Source organism: Streptomyces sp. NPDC048383 (assembly GCF_040651775.1).
GTDB lineage: Bacteria > Actinomycetota > Actinomycetes > Streptomycetales > Streptomycetaceae > Streptomyces.
The window spans coordinates 567,738-586,568 of sequence record NZ_JBEZKS010000001.1 but is presented as its reverse complement, the minus strand read 5'-3'; the positions used below and the strand labels follow the sequence as shown (position 1 = coordinate 586,568).

General features: G+C 67.8%; 16 protein-coding genes. 5 read left to right on the top strand and 11 right to left on the bottom strand.

Annotation, left to right across the window (positions count from 1 at the left end):
* Positions 1–39 precede the first annotated feature (39 nt).
* The 3 genes from AB0D46_RS02785 to AB0D46_RS02775 are packed head-to-tail and all read left to right on the top strand — an operon-like array spanning position 40 to position 7,478.
* Complete coding sequence (locus tag AB0D46_RS02785; RefSeq protein WP_362875428.1) at positions 40–1,284, top strand: hypothetical protein; 1,245 nt, start codon at positions 40–42, stop codon at positions 1,282–1,284.
* A gap of 5 nt (positions 1,285–1,289) precedes the next feature.
* Complete coding sequence (locus tag AB0D46_RS02780; protein WP_362875427.1) at positions 1,290–4,610, top strand: hypothetical protein; 3,321 nt, start codon at positions 1,290–1,292, stop codon at positions 4,608–4,610.
* A 24-nt stretch (positions 4,611–4,634) separates the two neighbouring features.
* Positions 4,635–7,478 (top strand): RNaseH domain-containing protein, encoded by a 2,844-nt coding sequence (locus AB0D46_RS02775; protein ID WP_362875426.1) that lies wholly within the window; start codon positions 4,635–4,637, stop codon positions 7,476–7,478.
* 171 nt (positions 7,479–7,649) lie between these two features.
* On the opposite strand, the gene AB0D46_RS02770 is transcribed toward AB0D46_RS02775, so the two are convergent.
* The 7 genes from AB0D46_RS02770 to AB0D46_RS02740 form a co-directional block, all read right to left on the bottom strand.
* On the bottom strand, positions 7,650–8,171 hold the full coding sequence (locus AB0D46_RS02770) for an ATP-binding protein (protein ID WP_362875425.1): 522 nt from the start codon (positions 8,169–8,171) through the stop codon (positions 7,650–7,652).
* A 119-nt stretch (positions 8,172–8,290) separates the two neighbouring features.
* Positions 8,291–9,028: a methyltransferase domain-containing protein gene (locus tag AB0D46_RS02765; RefSeq protein ID WP_362875424.1), complete on the bottom strand. Its 738-nt coding sequence runs from the start codon at positions 9,026–9,028 to the stop codon at positions 8,291–8,293.
* Positions 9,029–9,088: 60 nt separating this feature from the next.
* Positions 9,089–10,483 carry a hypothetical protein gene (locus AB0D46_RS02760; protein WP_362875475.1) on the bottom strand — a complete coding sequence of 465 codons (1,395 nt, stop codon included), beginning with the start codon at positions 10,481–10,483 and terminating at the stop codon, positions 9,089–9,091.
* Positions 10,484–10,485: 2 nt separating this feature from the next.
* The gene (locus AB0D46_RS02755) at positions 10,486–11,250 is read right to left on the bottom strand and encodes a hypothetical protein (RefSeq protein WP_362875423.1); all 765 of its coding nucleotides are present in this window, start codon (positions 11,248–11,250) and stop codon (positions 10,486–10,488) included.
* Positions 11,251–11,290: 40 nt separating this feature from the next.
* Positions 11,291–11,875, bottom strand: coding sequence for a CYTH domain-containing protein (locus AB0D46_RS02750; RefSeq protein WP_362875422.1), 585 nt, complete (start codon positions 11,873–11,875; stop codon positions 11,291–11,293).
* A 150-nt stretch (positions 11,876–12,025) separates the two neighbouring features.
* Positions 12,026–12,325, bottom strand: a complete 300-nt coding sequence (locus AB0D46_RS02745) for a hypothetical protein (RefSeq protein ID WP_008743055.1) — start codon at positions 12,323–12,325, stop codon at positions 12,026–12,028.
* Positions 12,326–12,405: 80 nt separating this feature from the next.
* Positions 12,406–12,915: a nucleoside-diphosphate kinase gene (locus AB0D46_RS02740; RefSeq protein WP_267829344.1), complete on the bottom strand. Its 510-nt coding sequence runs from the start codon at positions 12,913–12,915 to the stop codon at positions 12,406–12,408.
* A 404-nt stretch (positions 12,916–13,319) separates the two neighbouring features.
* On the opposite strand from AB0D46_RS02740, the gene AB0D46_RS02735 reads away from it, so the two are divergent.
* Together AB0D46_RS02735 and AB0D46_RS02730 are read left to right on the top strand one after the other, a co-directional pair.
* Positions 13,320–13,979 carry an NUDIX hydrolase gene (locus tag AB0D46_RS02735; RefSeq protein ID WP_362875421.1) on the top strand — a complete coding sequence of 220 codons (660 nt, stop codon included), beginning with the start codon at positions 13,320–13,322 and terminating at the stop codon, positions 13,977–13,979.
* Entirely contained in the window at positions 13,976–14,389 is a 414-nt protein-coding gene (locus AB0D46_RS02730; protein ID WP_362875420.1) for an NUDIX hydrolase, read from the top strand. The genes AB0D46_RS02735 and AB0D46_RS02730 overlap by 4 nt, the downstream gene beginning before the upstream one ends.
* A 148-nt stretch (positions 14,390–14,537) precedes the next feature.
* Here AB0D46_RS02730 and AB0D46_RS02725 read toward each other — a convergent pair whose 3' ends face one another.
* From AB0D46_RS02725 to AB0D46_RS02710, 4 genes are all read right to left on the bottom strand, one after another.
* Complete coding sequence (locus tag AB0D46_RS02725; RefSeq protein ID WP_362875419.1) at positions 14,538–14,870, bottom strand: hypothetical protein; 333 nt, start codon at positions 14,868–14,870, stop codon at positions 14,538–14,540.
* A gap of 280 nt (positions 14,871–15,150) precedes the next feature.
* Positions 15,151–16,851 carry a mobilization protein gene (locus AB0D46_RS02720; protein ID WP_362875418.1) on the bottom strand — a complete coding sequence of 567 codons (1,701 nt, stop codon included), beginning with the start codon at positions 16,849–16,851 and terminating at the stop codon, positions 15,151–15,153.
* Entirely contained in the window at positions 16,848–17,408 is a 561-nt protein-coding gene (mobC, locus tag AB0D46_RS02715) for a plasmid mobilization relaxosome protein MobC (RefSeq protein WP_362875417.1), read from the bottom strand. Before mobC ends, AB0D46_RS02720 begins: the two co-directional genes overlap by 4 nt.
* A gap of 452 nt (positions 17,409–17,860) precedes the next feature.
* The gene (locus AB0D46_RS02710; RefSeq protein WP_362875474.1) at positions 17,861–18,694 is read right to left on the bottom strand and encodes a DUF2637 domain-containing protein; all 834 of its coding nucleotides are present in this window, start codon (positions 18,692–18,694) and stop codon (positions 17,861–17,863) included.
* Positions 18,695–18,831 lie beyond the last annotated feature (137 nt).

The window sequence follows — 18,831 nt, the reverse complement described above, 5'->3', positions numbered from 1 at the left end:
AGGCCCGATTGTCAGAGGCGCCGCTTACGCTCCATGGCTGTGACGAGTTCAACGGAGAACGGCGCGCAAGAACTTGGCGATGTCCGTGTTCGCTACCTGGTAACCCGGGCCGCTCTACGTGCTGCAAAGGCGATGACCGGGCCCGGACTTGAACCGCAGCAGCGGCTGGCAACCCTGATGGAGTGCCACGGAGCGCTGCATGCGGCGCGTGGCCCGGGAATTCTTCTGCCGTTCGGGGAGTTCCGCCGCGCGCTCGGAGAGAATCTGGCTGCCCTGCTGCCCGACAGTGTGGATCCGCTCGACCTGGAAGGGTTGCTGGTCGTAGACCGGGATGGGCAGGTGACGGAGGACGCCTTCGATCTCGATCTTGAGCAGCAGATGCTGCTGCACACGCTGCGGAAGCTCGATACGACCGCGGGGGTAGTGAGCGACAGGGAGCTTCAGGCGGAGATCGACCAGGAGACCGCGTTCACGCTGCTGTACAAGCAGGGTGACCAGGCCGTCTACGAAGCTGGACGGTCGGACCTGATCCGTTCTCCTGCCGGTGCCGTGGACGACCTTTGCGAGCTACGGCTGCCCCCGTTGGTCGCGGACTTCTACCGGGAGATTCCCTACAACTCACAGTTCGAGGGCTGGTGGTTCCCGTGCCCTGTATGCCGGTGGCCGATGCGGATCGTCCTGCGGAAGAACACCGGCACTCTGGTAGGAGCAGTCCGTTGCTGGCACGCTCCGCACGCGGACATGGGAGCCTCCTACCTGTTTCGGCCGACCACGAATCCCAGTGCCCCCGAGTTGCTACCCGAACCGTCGCCGGCCCGGCCGAGTGGCCGTGAGGCAGTCCTGTATCCGGACCTCGGGGACATCCCGCTGGCTGTGCCCGTCGCTGGGCACAAGGCCGTCAGCCGGGGGATTTGGCGGTACACGACCGTTCCTGGACTTCCTGAGCTGTCCCTGTACGACCGGCTGGTTGATCGCGGCCTCAAGGTGAGGCTGTGGCCAGGGCTCGATGCTTACGACCTGCTGGTCGAGGCCGGCCCCAAGCGGGGCAAGAAGGTGCCGTTCAAGGTTGACGTGAAGGACTACACCTCGGCGGCGACGCTGGCCAAGCTGATCCATGCCCAGGACGGCGACCGCGGTGGAGCCGAGTGGCTGGTGGTGCCTGACTACCGTGCCCGCCAGGTCCCGCTGCTGTCGGGGGTGTGCGAGAAGTACGGCATGCGGGTGGCTGCGGCCTCCGAGTTCGGCGAGATGGTCTGCGAGAAGGCTGGGGTGAGCTGGACATGAGTGATGTGCCGATCGCAGAGACCGCCGTCTACACGGCGCTGGCCCTCGCGGCCCACTACTTTCCCACGTCTGTCGACGGGGACTCTCGCACTGCGGCCCCGTTCGCCGAGGCGGCATCGCTGGTCTCGGGGAAGTACCGGGCTTGGGACCGGTGGAAGGACCTGCCTCACGACGAGAGGCAGCGCATCGCCATGGTCTGCTCCATCGCCCCTGGCGAACTCGCCGACGTCCGCACATTCTCGGTAGCGGCGCGCACCCTGTTGTCACCGCTTACCGCGGACGGAACCAGCAGCGTCCCGGCGATGGGCCCCTTCGAGCTCGTGGGCACCGACCCCTTCACTGCGGATTCCGCGTTCCCCAGGCTCGGCGGTGATCCTCTGGGCTACGTCGACCGTATGACCAGCCGGTTCCGACGCCCCAGCGCCCGCAGCAAGCCTCCGGAGTTTGCCGGACCGGGGACGTGGCTTACCCGGGAGATCTTCGTCAAGAACGTGGGCCAGGTCCACGGCCGGCTGCAGATCCCCACCTACCCCCAGTTCACAGAGGCGCTCGGCCACGACAGTCTGCCTAGCGTCTCGACCGTGCCGTACCAGGCCGACTTGCGCATCCCCACGCCGGAACTGCTGTGCTTGGCAGAAGAGATCGACCTGCGCTTCCCGGAGAGCAAGCGCTACCTGCACAGCACTCTTGTGCGGCTGTTCAAGGTCCTGAAGACCTCGGACGCGGTGTCCCCCGAGGAGGCCCTGTCGCTGGCTGCCGGCGGCATGGAGATCTTCAATGCACCCACCGGTACCGGCAAGAGTGTCCTGGTCCGCGTGATGGCGGCCTGGTTCGCTGCCACTGACCGGCGTATCGCTATCGTCTTGCCGGATATCAAGGCGTGCCTGGCCATGACCTGGAATGTGCGCGAAGACCTGGATCACCTGCACCGTTCCGGGAGCATCGAGCAGGAACGTACGTGCGCGCACCTGATGTCGTCCTCCGGGATGCACGACCGCGCTCTCAAGCTCGCCTCGCTGATCAACGAGTCTGTCGACACGCCGGGGGAGTGGGGCGAACGAGCCGAACGTGACATCGATCCCCTGGCATACGGATGTGCCCAGAGGACGTTCCTTGAATCCACCGGCGACTACCCGCCCGGACGCGAACCGTGCTTGTCGCTGCACCGACAGGGCGTCGGGTCGGCAGCCTGCCCTTGGATCCCCACCTGCGGGAAGTACACCCCCGTCTACGAGGCGGCCACCGCCAACGTCGTCATCATGAACCACTACGTCTTCATGCAAGGCCACCTGAAGATCGGCGTCAATCTGGACGGTCGACCCGTTCGCAGCATGACCGCAGCCGAGTTCGCCTTGCGTACCTGCCACGCGGTGGCGATCGACGAGGTCGACCAGTTCCAGTCTCGAGCCGTGGACAAGTGTGCCAGTGAGATCGTCTTGCACTCACGCCGGCACTGGTCGGCAGCGCCCCAGGAGATGGACACCGACGCCAAGCGGCTGCGCATCGACGACGAGCACAGCTTGCTGCCTGCCGTCAGCCATGTCCGGCTCATGGCTGAGTTCCTGCTGCTGAGCATCTGCAAGAACGCTCTCAGCCTGCACGCCACCGAGGACGACCGCGCCCAGGCGCGCATCCCCGACCAGACCAGCACTCGCTGGCACCTAGCCCGCGGACGGGACCGCACCCTCCTGCGACTGCTGTGGCCGGAAACCGCATCGGAGGACAGGGCAGACATCCCTGTCGAGTACTTCCAGCGGCTCAACGCGCTCATGCCCGCCCGCTACCAGCGCCTCGACCCGCTCAGCGGGCAGCCGAGCCTGCTCGAACCCGACTGGCACGAGGTAAGGAGCGAGCTCAGCGCGCTGGTGGCGCCCCGTGGCGAACACCTGCTGGATGCAGTCAAGCTCGAACTCCACCGACTCCTCGGGGACGCCGTCAAGGACCCTCACCAGCGGACACAGGCGATCAACCTGCTGGTCACCAGAACCGCCCTGATCGAGCTGGACGAGGCGCTCTCGGCCCTCCAGGAGAAGGCCCACGACTACCGCTCCTCCGGTCTGCGCTCGGCCCAGAGGATGTCCAAGGATCTGCAGTCCGGCGCCGTCGCCTCCGTTCTGCCACTCGGCATGCTGGGGCGAGCGATCACCGGCTACCGTGTCACCGGTCTGGACGATAAAGAGAAGAACGCCTCCCTGGTCGCCCAGACCATCGCCGGCGACCCGCACACCTTCACCGCCGAACTGGGCGGCATCGTTTCGCTTATCCTGGCCGGCGTCGAGCGGCCGGTGATCGGGCTGTCGGCCACCGCATACTTTCCCCAAGCGGTACGTGAACACCTGCATGCCCCGGTGCGCTGGTGGATGACCGACGCCCAGGCTAAGTCCATCCGGGCCCGGAAGCACCGGATCGACTACGGCGAGGGCCACCCTCTCTTCGGTGACCCCATCAAGGTCTCCGGCACCCACCCCAGCCGTAAGAAGGACGCTCTCATCGAGCTGGGCAGCAACCTGTACGACCAGTACATCCACCGCGAGCTCGAACGCACCGCCGTCAAGGACCCGGACCGGGCACACGTCCTGGTCGTCGCCAACTCCTACGAGCAGTGCGCCTGGCTCGCCCGCGGCATCGCCCGGGCTGGGCGCTACGACGGAGGGCTCTGCCTGGCGGTCAGGGCCGAAGACCTCCACAGCCCCAACCCCGAGCTACCCCGAGAGAACGTGGCCGTACGGCTGACCGCCGAGGAGTTCGAGGACTTCCCTCGACACGGGAAGATCCTGGTCGTGCCGTTGTCGCTGATCGCCCGAGGACTCAACATCGTCAAGGGCACCCGCTCAGCGGTCCGCTCCGTCTACCTGTGCGTGCGCCCCCTCGCCCTGCTCAACGACCCCGCCGAGATGTACGGAAGCATCAACGCCGCCGGACTGCGAGCCCTGCCGACGGGCGGCAACCCGCTCCCCTCGCAGGCCCTGACTAAGGCCAGGGATGCCGCCTGGGACCGTCTCGCACTTCTACTACGTACCGCTCCACAGTTCACGGCAATGCACAAATCCCTCCAGGAGGAAGTCGTCGCTGGCATGATTGTCGACCTCATCCAGCTTGCTGGCCGCGCCCGCCGCGGCGGCACCGAAGCCGTGCTGCACATGGTCGACTACGCCTTCCACGAGGACACCTGGAGCGCCGACCTGGAAACCGTCCTCAAGCGCATTCATTCCCAATGGGCGCCGGAGGTGAAGCAGCGCATGAACGACCTGTATGGGGAGGCACTCAACGCCTTCCTCTCCTACGCCGGCATCGAACCCCACGACACCGGCCTCCCGGGCAACTGAGCGAGCAGAGACGGAAGAGGACACGTGACCCAGCAGGACCGTGAACCCGGCAAGTACCTGAACACCCTCGCCTTCCGATGCACCCCGGAGCTGGTCGGCGACGCCGCAGTCCACGTGCGCCACTTCGACGAGGCGACCTGGAAGCTCTGGGACGACTTCGACAGGCTCTGCAAGAAGAAGTTCAGGAACGACTCGGCCCAGGCCCCCTACTCCATCGCCACCACGGTCCTCAACATGACCAGCGGCGGCTACGTGTACTTCGAACCCGACCGCCGCGCCCCGTTCCTCGCCTCCCTCCAACCCCTCGACGACAAGCTGCTTCGCCGTGTGTTCACCCTCGCCTATCACCTCGCCCTGGGGCAGGACGTCAGCACCATCGACCTCACCGCTCCTCCCGAGCTCGCCAAGCGGTTCGCTGACACCCCTGAACACACGTACTCGCTAGCCACCTACCTCCAGACCACGAAGAACGCTCAGCCCACGGCCCCCAACTGGCTCTACCGCACAGTTGCCTGGCAGCTCTCCCAGCCGCTCGCCACCGAGCCCTGGGCCATCTCCGACAGCCGGACCGTCAAGCTGCGGCCCGACACCACCGGCGGCCTGGTCGCCTTCGACGACCCCTGGACGAACGAGCAGGGCGGTCGCTACGCCCTCTCCCGAACAGCTCTCAACCTGAAGACGCTGCCCAACGTCTCCAACCCCGTACTGCTGCTGACATCACGGGTAACCCGGATCTCGTCCTCCCTGGTCTTCTCCAACACCGCCCTCGCCGAGCAGCCCGGCAAGAACCACCCGCTCCTTGAGGTCAGCCTCAACGGCCGCGGAGGTGCTCGCACCATCAACCGCCTTGCGCTGCAGGCTCTCGGCCGCCTGGAGATGGATTACTCCATCCTGCGTGCTATCGATGAGCGGTCGCAGGCGGAGCAGAAGCTGCTCGCCGACGTGGCAAAGGCGAAAGCAGAGGGAAGGGAACTGCCCCGTTTCGCCAGCAAGCACCCCGGCCAGGTGTGGCCCATCCTGCCGAAGAATTTCTCCTTCCCCGTAGGCACCGGTACCGGCATGCAGCACCTGCGGCTCCTGTACCAGCACTTCACCAAGGTCTTCGACACCGACGCCGTGCCGTTGGAGGCACGTGAGGTACGGATGAGCCTGCCGCACCGGCCGACCGACCCTGAGAACATCTCGAAGACGGAATACCTCCGCCGCAAGGCAGAGCGCGAGTCACATCCGGAGCCCAAGACACTGGGTCCGATCCGTAAGCGCGGCACCCTTTTCCCGACCCCAGAATCCATCTCCGCCTCAGTCGAGGCCGCCGGCTTCAAGAAGCTGCGCATCGTCTGCCTCTGGTACCGGGACGACACCCGGCTCCGGATGCTCGACACCTTCTGTAAGAGCTTCGACCTCAACCCAGAAGGACTCGATCGGGAGAACGGCCAGGAACTCCCGCTGCACGGCGACCAGATCGTCGCAGAATTCCACTACGCTCCGGCCTTTCTCAAGCCCGGCCCCTCCGGCGGACGCAGGGACGCACTGGCAGCCACCGGCGCACCGATCCGCTCCCGGAACGGGGTGCTTGTCGCGGCATGGTGCGAGACCGAGATTCCCACGTCGGCAGTGGCTGAGGAATATGTGGGGATCAGTTTGGACGAACTCGACGCCAAGCCACAGACCAGGAACATCTTCGGAGACCTCGGTGTCCCCACCCAGTACCTCCGTGGCCAAGACGAGAGGGGCGTTGTCTTCAAGCCCAAGGCTAAGGACCACCCCGCCGAGATGGCCCTTCTCGACCTCTACCGGTCACTCGGCATCGTCGACGACCGCATTGCGGACGCCCTACGGCCGGAGAAGTCGGGGTACCCGGTCGACCGCATCGCGCACGTTGGCATCCACGTACGGCAGCAGAACAGGCGCAAGGGTGAGTTCGGCCAGCCCAAGGTCGTCATCACCGCGTCCGCCCTCGTGCCTCCGCAAGCCACCGGTGGCATCTGGACCATGCTCGGGTGGAGCTCTACCCGGCCCGAGTGGCAGCCCTACCACTTCGCCCAGCCGGCCTTCCACGCCAGCGCCTACCCGGAGGGAACGGGCGATAAGAAGACCTACCGGCAGCGCTGGGATGACGCGGCCGAGACCGTCGAACGAGCCCTCGCCGACCTCGCCGACGAACTCGACGGTACTCCGTACGTCGTCACCGTGGACGAGCTGGCGTCCCGACGGATGTGGGACGGGCTGCAGAACATGCGACAGGGAGGCTCGCCCGGTGACGGCAACAGCCGCTACTGGCTCCCCGGCACCACGCTGAGCCGCGATGACAGGCCGCAGGCCGTCATCCGCATCAACATCGACAGCGATGAAGTGCCGCAGCCGGTGAGCACCACCCGCTTTGTCAAGGCCAAGGACAGCGAGCCGGTGGAGCAGGACACGGCGACCACGCTCTACCAGGTCACCACGGACTTTGGCGCACCTGCATGGATCCTTTGCAACGTCCCGCGAGCCTTCGACGGGGACGGAGCGGGCCGGTTGGGCTCGAAGTACACGCGTTGGGATGCCAAGGCATCCGTCTTCTCCGATAAGAAGGAGGACCGCCGCAAGGGAGAGATGCCGCAGAACTGGTACTCCATGACGGCCAGCGAAATCTATCCGCTCGCCTGCGCTGCCGGAGTGTCTGAGGAAGCACTCGCCATCACCACGGCGAAGCTTTGTCACCAGAGCCAGTTCTGGGACGGCCGCTCCCGTTTCCCGGTCCCCCTGCACGCCGCGAAGCAGATGGACCTCGACCACCCGCAGTACCGACGCACGGCCGCGCCTGAGGAGAAGCTGAACCCGGAACTCGGTATCGAGGACGTTAGTGCCGAGGGAACCGAGGAGTAGAAGTACTAAGGCTTGCAAGGGGCGGCTTCACCGAGTTCCTTATTACCGCTCCCACCCGGCTGTGCACGCCGCATAGGGTCCAGGACCGGCAGAGGCGCTGGCTCCAAAGGAATGTGCTTGCTGCTGTCGCTCGCTGCGCACCCCCGTTGGGCCCGTCGGAGTGCGCCATGCCTAGAGCTCGCGGAGCGCTGTCAGGACCTGTCCGAGTAGAAGCGGGGTTGTCTCCTGCTGGCCTCTACGCTGATCACCGAGAGCCTCTTCTGGCCGGGCGGGGATCTCGGCCCAGACGAACTTCCCGGGGTGCGGGTGCCGGGAGTAGTAGCCCCATCGGCTGGCCATAGCTGCGGTAAGGAGGAGGCCGCGGCCTCCGGTTGCGCTGTTGCTTGGCCTGCGGGGCACTGGCAGCTGTGGGTCGTTGTCGCCGACGAGTAGAACTATCCCTCCGTTGGTCGGCCACATCCTCAGCAGGATCGTGCCGGGAACTGCCGGGTCGGTGGCTGCGGTGCCTGGTGGGCGTGCGTGGCGGATGGCATTGGTGGCGAGCTCCGAGACGAGGAGGCGGGCAACCTCGGTTCCTTCGGTCGGGAAGCTCCAGGTTCGAAGGATGTCCACCGTGTGCCGACGAGCCCAGGCAACGGCGTTGGGTGTGGCCGCGAGCATGAGATCGCTGACGGGCGGGAGGGTCTGGCTCATGCGGGTGGCTCCCTCAGCGCGGGGCAGGGTGGTGCGCGGTGTGCCGTGGATGGCAGGCGGGGAGGCAGCCCTTGGGCGGCGGGACCAGCGCCGCCCAAGGGACCTCCGGGTTTCGTGGGCTACTTCGTCGCGATCACGTAGACGCTGCCCCAGCGGCGCTTCGGGTTGGCCATGGTGGGGTCGAAGGTCCACGGCTCGACGGTGGTGAAGCCGGCCTCGGTGAAGAGTTGGACGAGCTTCTCGTGGTCGTAGGCCCACAGGTGCTGGGTGTACTTGGGGTCGTCGTCCTGGTCGCGGAGGACGAGGTTGACGAGGTCGAGCTGGGTGTTGATGTCGCCGAGGCAGGTCCGCTTGGCGTACCAGCGCTCGATCATCTCGGCGGAGGTGTCGAGGGGGCCGGGGTAGCGGCTGAGGGCGAAGACGGCGTCGGGGACGCCTGTGATGATCCGGCCGCCAGGCGCCAGGACGCGGTGTGCTTCGCTGGCGTACTGCTTGGCCGAGCGCGGGTAGTCGATGTGCTCCAGGAAGTGCTCGGAGAACAGCGTCTGGGCGGTGCTGTCGTGCAGGGGGATGCCCTCGCGGACGTCCCAGAGGAGGTCGGCCGGCGGGACGGCGTCGATGTTGAAGAAGCCGTCGATCCGGTGGGCGCCGCCGCCGATCTGGACCTTGGCGGGCTTGTTGTCGATGCGGCCGTTGGGCCAGGCCCGCCGGCTGGTGTGGTGGTAGCGGTGGAGTTCGATCTCGCGGGCGGCGGCGCGGAGGCCGCGGGCCAGCCCGTGGGTGGTGGCCGAGTCGTCGAGGAGGGAGGCGATCTGCTCGCCGAGGAGGTTGACCGAGGGCATGCCGGAGTTGCTCATGACAGGGCTCCTGATCATGAAGGGGTCTGGGTGAGGTGGTGCTGTGGGCGAGGTGCAGGGCTACGCGGCGCTGGGCGCCGGAGAGGTCCACTGCTTGTTGCGCATCAGCGTGTACTTGATGTCCACCAGGCGCGGGGCGATGGTGAGGGAGAGCTCCTCGGCCGGGTGGAGGTGGCCGGTGTTGTCCTGCTCGGCGCGCCAGATGCGGTAGGCCAGGTTGGGGTAGGCCGGGTTGATGCCGATCTCGCCCTTGGGCATCGTGCCGTTGAACGGGGCGACGATGTCCATGTGGTTCCAGTAGTTCCAGGCTTGCAGTGCCTTGTACTGGTCGAAGTAGAAGTAGAAGTCGGGGTAGCGGCCGAAGGTGCGCAGTTCCCGGTGGATGAGGTGGCCCAGGAGCGGGCCGAGCTGGGTGGCGAGGGCCTCGAACTCCCAGCGGGTGTGGTGCCAGGCTTCGGGGATCTCGCCGGGGGTGAAGAGCCTTGCGGCCACGAGGTGGCTGATGCGCTCGACGAGGTACGTGGCGGCGTGCTCGGGGTCGATGGCGGGATCGACACGGCGGAGGAGCGTAGCCAGCTCGTCGGGCCGGGGGCGGAACTTCGCGAGGTCGAACTTGCCGGACAGGGCCGGGAAGGAGGCGAACAGCAGCTCCTTGTAGAGCCAGTTGTTCAGCTCCCCGAGTTCCGCCAGGCGGCGGGTGTGGCGTGAGGTGGAGTGGAGCATCAGGTACTCCGACACTGCTTCGAAGTAGAGGTAGCCGAGGATCGGCAGGCGGGGGATCGTCTCGTCGAGCTGCCGGAGGAAGGCTTCCGGGGCGATGGCTGTGCCCTGGTAGGCCACGGCGGCCGCGGTGGCGAGGAAGGTGGCCGAGTTCTTGACCCGGGCCACGACGGTCTCGCGGAGCTGGTGCCGCTCGTTCTTGCTGAGCAGGTACTCGAGGTGGCTGTAGATCTGTAGATGGATGAGGCCCAGCCTGAGGTAGTCGATGCCAGCCAGCCCCCGGTACGACTCCGGAGGCGTGTCGATCTCGATGATCAGTGGGGTGGGCCTGCGGTCGGTGATGCCGAGCTTGGCCAGGAAGGCCGGTGCCTCCCTGGTCAGGACGTACGAGGCCAGGTTGTGCATGCGGAAGCCCTGCTCGGTGGGTGTGAGCGGCGCGCAGTAGATGCTTCCGACGAGGCAGCCGCCGGAGGGGTAGAGCATGCCCTCCTGGTTGATCTCCTCCAGTGCGTGGGTGACGTGGAGGAGGTGCAGCTTGCCCTCGCCGCTCAGGGTGTCGAACAGGGCGTTGCGGCGCAGCAGGTGGCCGTTCGGGGTGCCCTCCGCGAGGCGCTGGTCCCATGCGGCGGACTGGGCTGCGAGCGGGTCGACGGGGTCGGCAGGGCTGGGGACGAGGCCGCTGCCGTAGAAGGCGTGGGCATCGGCCCATAGGTGGTAGGCGTCGAGGAAGTCCACGGTCACACCAGCCCTGCCTGGGCCAGCGCGAAGCGGACGGCCTCCGGGCTGCTGGCCCCTGCCAGGTGGGCCTTCTCGGAGGTGAGGACCAGGTCGAAGGCCAGGCCGCGGTACCGGTCGAAGGCCGGCTCGCGGACTTGCCGGGCGTCCGGCCACCAGGGTGCCTTCGGTAGCCGGTATCGGTCGAGGGCGTCGGCGGCCTTCAGGATGTCCGCCGCCGACTCGGCCTTCGCGTGGTCGTGCCAGTCATCGGCGGTGAAGGCGTCGTACGGGACGTCGTGCAGGCGGACGGCGGTCGCCGCCTGCACGATCCGGCGGGGGCTGGCCGTGAGGCCGAAGTGCCCCCAGACGGTGTCCGCGTTGGCGGCGAGCCAGATGGCCGCTCGGGCGCCGTGCCCCTGATCGTCCTTGTCGTGACGGCGCTGGCAGTCGTGGACGGCCGCGGCCACGACCGCCGTGGCCGTGTCGGCGTCGTCGAGCCCATGGGCCTCGGCGAGTACGGCGGCCAGCGCTGCCGTGCGCATGCTGTGGCGAACACCGTGGATCGAGGTGTACAGGCGTGGTGTCGCCATCCAAGCGGCCGGCGACGCGGACTGTTCGATCAGGGTCCGCGCGGCCGGCGCCAAGGCCGGCGGCGCCGACGGGGTGAAGTCGGGCCGGTTCTCCTCGATCCACTCGACGGTGGCCCGGTCCATGTACTGGTGGAGCGGCAGCTGCCGACGGGCAGCCTGGTCGATCAGGGTTGCGGTTGCTGGGGTCGTGCTCATCTGTGCCCACCCCCTTGGTGGTCTCCGCGGTGACGTGCTCCTACCTGAGGGGCGCGGCCTGCTGCTCGCGCTCCTTGCGCTCCTGCTCGGCGGCCTCGAACGCGGCGGTGAAGTTGGCCAGCTCCTGCTCGGACATCAGAGTGACGCCCAGGCTCGCGGCCACATCCGTGATCTTGGCCTGTGCCTCGTCTCGTGCTGCGTCCGAGGCGCCGTCGTCGAGCAGCAGCTCGAACTCGGCGTGGTAGCCCCACGCCTCGCTCCACTTGACCGCGATCTCGATACCGTCGAGGCGGAAGTTGTGACGGAAGTTGAATGCCTGGTGCATGGCCGTCTCGAAGCCGAGGGCGTTGAACATGTGGACCGCAGCGGGCACATCGGCGGGGGAGATCTCGAACTCGGTCTCCGCGAAGGCGGCGCCCTGCCCGATCTTGCTGCCCTTGAGGGTGATCTTGGCGGTGCCGGCAGCCGTGTTGTCGGTGACCTTCAGCAGTTGGTCGGGCAGTACGTAGAAGTAGATGTGCTTGTCGTCGTTGCCCAGGTCCTCGCCGTCTGCCTTCAGGCGGACGACCAGCTGGTCGTGGGCTTCCTTGGTGAAGCGGGCTCGCATCTCGATCTCGACGGGCACGGGGTGCTGCCTCCTCGTTTCAGGCATGGCGAAGCCGTTCGGAGCGGGCCGCAGGGGGCCTGTCCGTTGGGTCGCGTGTCGTGGAGTTGATGGTCAGGAGCGGGGGGATGCGGCCGGGCCGGCCGCATCCCCCGTCGTGCAACTGAGCTGTTAGCCCAGGTCGCCGAAGCGGTCCCGGACGACGCCCGAGTGCAGGTAGGTCGGCAGCTGGACGCCACCCACAGACGTGCGGCTGGTGGCGACCTGCTCCTCCGTCTCGCTGGGGAAGCCCTCCAGAAGGCGCAGGCACTGCTCGACCCATTCACGTGACTTGGGCCAGTCGCCCAGGTCGCGGTATCGCACCGCCAAGGCGTACGAGGTCTCGGTGGCTGCCCACCGGTCGGTCACCAGCTCGCGCTGGAAGATCGACTCCAGTTCGTCGGCGGACGCCAGGCGGGTCTGGTTGGTCATGGTGCCCTCTCAGATCAGACGGTCGTGCCCCAGTGGTGAACAACGCACCGGCGTCGCCGCAGTGACGCCGTAACCCGCTGCTAATAGGTGTAGATCTCGGCGAGCGTCTTGTAGTCCTGCAGTTCGTCCTTGTCGAACCACAGCTCCACTTCCTGCTTGGCCTCCTCCGCGTTGCCGGAGGCGTGCACGAGGTTCGCGACCGCCTTGCCTGTGGCGGTGCTGGCCGCCGAGCTGTAGTGCGAGAAGTCGCCGCGTACGGTGCCGGCCGGGGCCTGGTTCGGGTACGTGCTGCCGACGATCTTGCGAACGGTGGCGACGGCGTCATAGCCCTCCAGCACCAGTGCGATGACCGGTCCCTGCTGCATGAACGTGGCGAGGACGTTGTAGACCTCGGACCCCAGCCTCTCTTCAAGGTCGAAGTAGTGGCGGCGGGTGAATTCCTCGTCCATCCACTTCATCTTGGTTCCGATGATCTTCAGTGCGGCATCCTCGAACCGCGTGATGATCCTCCCTGCCAGGCCACGCGCCAGCGCATCGGGCTTGAGCAGGACGAGCGTGCGCTCGACGGTGTGTGCCTGATCCTCGGGCATTGGCTCCCTTTCGCCTTGCTAGCAACCGGAGATGACGGACAATCAGCCGTCACTTGCCGAGATTACCGGCGGTGGCGGAGTGGCCAGGACGAGTGGGAGCGGCACCCAGCTGAAAGGCGCGCAAACGGTGTTGCCAGCGTGCCGGCTGAGGGTCCGTATCGAGCCAACTTCCTCGTCCCTGTTACCCGCAGTGGGTGCGCATCTAGAATCTCCTCGTGTTCGTCCGGCGTGAGTGCGCCTCTCAAATGGCCTTGGTGCTAAGAGGATCACCGCAGGATCCCTGACTGGTGACTCCGATTCTTCCGGGACCTGACCGGCGAGACCATGAAGCGCCAGTGCAGTGGGAGTGCATCTTCGGCGCGCAGCTTCCTGCACCGACAGCAGCGACGACGAAGGGGCGGCTCGTGGACGTAATCGAGCGCTGGAGCGGGCGGTACGCGTGCCTGCTGCAGGCCGCACTACGCCTTACCAACGAGCAGTTCGCCGCCCAGCTCGGCATCGCCGTCAGGACCGTCGCTACCTGGCACTCCGACGCAGCCGTCGTGCCGCGCAAGGAGATGCAGCAGCTCCTCGACTCCGCCCACGAGCAGGCTGCGTCGACGGCACGGCAGCGGTTCGCTCTCCTGGTCGCGGGCGAGCGAGCCCCGGCGGCCTCCTCGCCGGCAGGGGCCCAGGCCCTTCGGGTCGCCATCGCCGTGGTGATCCGGGACAACCAGGTCCTGCTTGTCTGCCGACGGGCCGACGACGCCTCTGGCATCACCTGGCAGTTCCCGGCCGGTGTGATCAAGCCCGGCGGTAAGGCGGAGACCACCACGGTGCGGGAAACCCTGGACGAGACCGGGGTCCATTGCGCTGTCCGCCAGCACCTGGGGAGCCGCCTCCACCCGGTGACCGGAGTGCTGTGCGACTACTTCCTGTGCGAGTACCTGGCTGGCGAGGCCACGAACACCGACGCTGTCGAGAACGTGGACGTCATGTGGGTTCCGAAAAACTCGCTGACCCGGTTCATCCCCGTCGATACGATCTTCCCACCCATCTTGGCCGTCCTGGAGGAGCAGACGTGACGCAGCAGAACGCTGAGGAGCGACCGGGCATCGCCGCAGCCATCGTGGTGCACGAAGGCCGCGTGCTCATGGTCCGGCGTCGGGTCAGCGAGGGTCAGCTCTCCTGGCAGTTCCCTGCTGGTGAGGTCGAGTCCGGCGAATCCCGCGAGGACGCCGCCGTACGCGAAACCCAGGAGGAGACCGGCCTGACCGTGAAGGCGATGAAGCTGCTCGGCGAGCGGATCCACCCCGCCACCGGCCGGTTGATGTCCTACACCGCCTGCGAGGTGATCGGCGGCCACGCACACGTCGCGGACACCGACGAGCTGGCCGAACTCGCTTGGGTTGCCCACGCCGAGATTCCTCACTATGTCCCGTACGGCCTGTTCGAGCCGGTGCAGGAACACTTGGACGCCTCCCTTCATCGCTGACGCCGACCATCCGGTGCCGAGATCCGTACCGCAGGAGCGGACGCGCCGACGGAGCAACATGCTCGGGCTGCACTGAGCAGAGCGGACGGCGGCGGGGAGAGCCTCCCACCCGCTGTCCAAGGTCCCTGCATGGGCCTTGCCCCTGTGCTCAGTCGTGCGAGAGGAACCTGTCGGCTCCCGCAGCGACGATGACGCCCAAACGGTCGTACTCCATGAGGTCTTCGTCGGTCATGAGGGCGGCGAGGGTTCCGTGGTGCTTGACGGCGTACTTGAGTAGGAGCTCTGCCAATGTGGTCGCAGCTTCCTCTGCCTCGGCTTGGGCTTCGGGGTTGTCGACGTGGACGCCTGCGGCCTGGAGTTCTTCGACCGTGGCGTTACGAACGATTGCCTGTTCCTCCTCGGTGAAGAAGCGCCCGTCGAGGCGGCGGAACACGAGGGAATCCGCTGGACGCTTGAAATCTGTGTCGAACAGCAGGGCCATGACGTGAGGGCGAGGGGTTGCTGCGGGCATGGAGGCGCTCCCTAAGGAAGGGGGTGGGTAGGTGTATCCATGGTCTGGAGAATCCCCGGTTTGGCTGACCGGGGATCGTCGGCTATATCTGTCGGCCCTGTCGGGCGCGCACGAGCGGCTTTGCATGTGCGCTTCGTCCCGGCTATCGCCGCTGGTAGCGGTGCCCCACGCCGGCTGATCGGCTGTCCTGCAAGGAGAGCCCCGGCTGGCGGAGGGTGGAGAACGGGGCTCCGAGTGGGGAGCTTGGAGCTCAGCGTCGGGGACGGTTCGGCGGGGTCGCGGGCAGGGTGGGCGGCTGCGTGCCGTGTCCCGGGTGGTCGGTCCACGATGCCGTCGTGCGTCGGCGGGCGGCTTCGGCGCGGGGGTTGGGGCTGGGGTTGCGGCTGGTGTGCTGAAGGCGGGTGATCAGGACGCGGGCGGGTTGGCGGGCTGTGCCCAGTTCGCGCTGGGCTGCGGCCTCCTTCAGGAGGTGGTGGGGTTGGTGGCCGCAGGCCTCCGCGTCGGCCAGGAGGGCGGCGAGGGCGGGCCAGCTGGGGTCGGTGAGGATGCGGTCGGCCTGGTCGGGGACGGCGGCGCGTACGTCTCGGGCGAGGGTCCGGCGGGCCTCCTCCCTCGGCTGACGCTGTTCGAGTACGACGAGCGTCGGTGTGAGGGCTTGCTCGGCGGCTGCCTGCAGGTGGTGGAGGGCTTGGCGGGCGGCGTCGGCCTGGTGGGCGTGACCCTTGGCCTCATGCCAGCGGCCGGCGATGATCCCGGCCCACAGGAGGGCTGCGATGAGTGCGGCGAGGGCGCTGCCGTCGGGGCCGGTGGCGGTGTGGACGATGTCGCGGGCCGCGTTGCGGATGGCGTGGGCGGCGCGGCCTTCCGCCCGGATCTGTGAGCGCTGGGCGCGTGCGAACGCCTTCGATGCGGCCTGGAGTTCGGCGCGGAGGTGGGTGGGGGCCTTCTGGGAGGTGGCTTCGAGGAGTTCGCCGAGGGCGGTGATGTGTGCCTGAGCGTGGGTGTCGTCGGCGAGGTCGGTGCGGAAGGTGTCGAGGGCTTCGGTGGCCTGGTGCCAGGGGGTGGCGGGCTGGTTGCGGCGGGCGGTGGGGTGTTCCTCGGGCTGGGCGGCTTCGAGGCGGTCCCGGAGTTTGGGGAGGGTGAGGTCGGGGGCGATCTTCCCGCCGGGGTGGAAGGTCTGTTCGCCGTCCTTGTTGAGGTCGCCGGGGCGGCCTGCGGCGTAGCCGAGGAGGTCTCCAGATGGGCCGCGCCGGGCCTTGACCGCGATGCCGTCGGCTTCGAGGTAGGCGAGGAGTTCCTCGGCAGTGCGGGCGTGAGGGATGGCGGAGCGGATGCGGTCCTGGAGCCATTCGCGGCTGGTCTGTTCCCAGCCGAGGCGCTGGGCCTTGTGCATCTCGGCCTGAGTGGGGGCGCGGGTCCCGGTGCGGTCGCCCTTCTTCAGGCGGCGCAGGCCGTAGTCCTTCTCGATCTGTCGGCATGCGTCGCCGACGCGTATGCCGCTGTCGTGGAGCTTGGGTCGGCGGCCGTCCTCGCGGACGGTGGTGGCGAGGATGTGGATGTGGTCGTCGGCGTGGCGTACGGCGATCCAGCGGCAGCCCAGGTCGTCGCCCTCGGGGGCGATACCGGCCGCGGCGACGATGCGCTGGGCGATCTCGCCCCACTCGGCGTCGGAGAGGTGGCGGTCCTCGGGGGCTGCGCGGACGGGGCAGTGCCAGACGTGGTCGGTGATCTTCTTGCCGAACTCGCTGTTTCGGAGGCTTACGGGTTCGTCGAGGTAGCGGGCGAGCTGGGTGAGGGTGGCGTTCTCGTCGCGGCCGGGGTCGGGCATGGCGAGCATGGCGAAGCCGGCCACGATGTGCGGGTCGGTGTGCTCGTCGTGGCGGCCGGGGCCGTAGAGGTAGGCGAGCAGTCCGCGGGTGTTGGCGCCGGAGGGCTTGATGGCGGCGATCACGGCTGTCGGACCTCCTGCGGGTTGGCGGGCTCGCGCAGGGCCTCGGCGATCAGGACGAGCAGGTCGTGGAGCTCGTCGAGGCACTGGCGTATGTCGGGCGGGGTGAGATCGCTGTTCAGGGCGCGGGCGATCTGGTTGACGTTGACGCCGATGCGGTTGCACTGGCGCAGGACCTGAGCGCGGAAGACGTGCGTGCGGCGCCGATCCTCGGACAGGGGCAGGTTGGTGGTGAACCGCCCGTTAATGAAGGCGAGGACGATGTCGGCGGCGAAGCCGGATTCGCCCTTGTAGCCGTGCTCGGCGGCGGCCTCCTGGAGGCGGGGGCGTTCGTCGTCTGTGAAGCGCAGCGGGCCGACGCGGTCACCGCGCTTGTTGCCGGTGAAGCGGCGGATCGTGGGCTGGACGCTCTTCACCGTTGGCTCGCCGGCGGCGGGCTCGGCGCTGCGTTCGGCGTGGAGGATGTCGCGCTGGACGGCGTGGAGCGTGTCCTGGTCGGGGCCGCCCTCGGTCCCGACCTCACGGTCCGGCGCCCCCTGGCGCTGGGCCGTCTCCGCCACCCCCGGGGCGGAGACCCCCGAAGACCGGCCTTGAGTCGGACTCGGGGTACTACTGGCTCCGCCAGGAGCCGTCATCCCGAACGCACGCCGCCAACGGTCGGTCGGCCTAGGAGACTTCGAGGGTGCCGAGGGTGTGGAGTCGGGGTCGTTCGGGTCGAGCGTCACAGGGTGCTTCTCCGATGCGGGGGTGGGGTGGCGGTGTGGCAACGGGCGTTGGCGTTGAGACGAGTTGTGGCGCGCGGTCAACGAAGAGATGACCGGAAGGCCCGCCGTCGCCGGAATGCCGCAGATGGCTGGCACGGTGCAGGGGACCGCGGAGCGCGGCTTGCGGACTGGGGACCGGGCCAACGGTTAGGGGACCGGCGGTCTGCGGTGATCGATGGGGACCGTAGCCATCAGGCAGCCACGGTCCCCATCGGGCCTTACCGGCGTTGGCCTGCGGTGAATACCGGTCAGTGTCCGGTCGGGGTTTCGGTGAGGGCTTGCCTGCGGCGCTTCACATCCGCCTGCTTCACCTTCCCCAGGCGCTCGTTGCTGATGGAGTGCCCTTCGCCCTCGATGGCCTTGCGCATCTCTTTCAGCGTCGGTTCTCCTTCCAGCTTCTCCACGATCGCGAGGAAGTCGTCCAGGTCACCGGTTGTCGGTCGACCGACCTTCCGGGAGGGGGCCGCCGGCGCGGCGGCTTTGCGGGGACCGTCGTCCAGTTCCGGCTCCGATGCGGTCTCGGTGCCGTTGTCACCTGGATCCTCTGGCTCGTCGCATGTGGGTTCGGGCTGGCGGCTGGAGGCAAGCCCGTCATCGTGCCTGAACTGGGCGGACGCCGCCGTGGGGTGGTGGCGGTCCTCCGAGCGGCGTGGGGTGGCGGGTTCGGCTACGTGCTGGTGGATCTGCCGCATCAGGGCGCCGAAAGCCAGGAGGGCTGCGGCAGGGGGCACGGCGGCGATCACGTAGTCCAGGAGCGGGACCTGGGTGGTGCCGCGTGTGCCGTGGACGCCGGCCACGTTGAGGGCGATGGATCCGAGGGAGCCGATGGCGGTCAGGGCGATGGCCCACCAGTCGGTCGCTCGGCGCAGGCTGGCGCGGAGCATCAGGAGCTCCCCGGAGACGATGAACGCGTCGAGGGTGGCGGGCCATGCCCACTGGCGTTGGGGGGCATGGCCCAGGCCATGACGTCCGGCGACCTCGGCCAGGTGGGCGTAGGAGAGCCAGAACGCTGCTGCGGTCAGCGCGACGATCACGCATCCGGCGGCGGCCAGGACGTACCGCTCGGCGGCCGGGCTCGTCATGGGGGTGGATGTGGTCAAGCGGTGTGCTCCAAGGCTGAGGTGTGGCCACCGGGCTGGGGGATGGCTGGGGAGGGTGTGCACTCGTCCCACTCGTCCTGCCGCAGGTCAGGGCAGGTACGAGTGGGCTGCTGATGTCG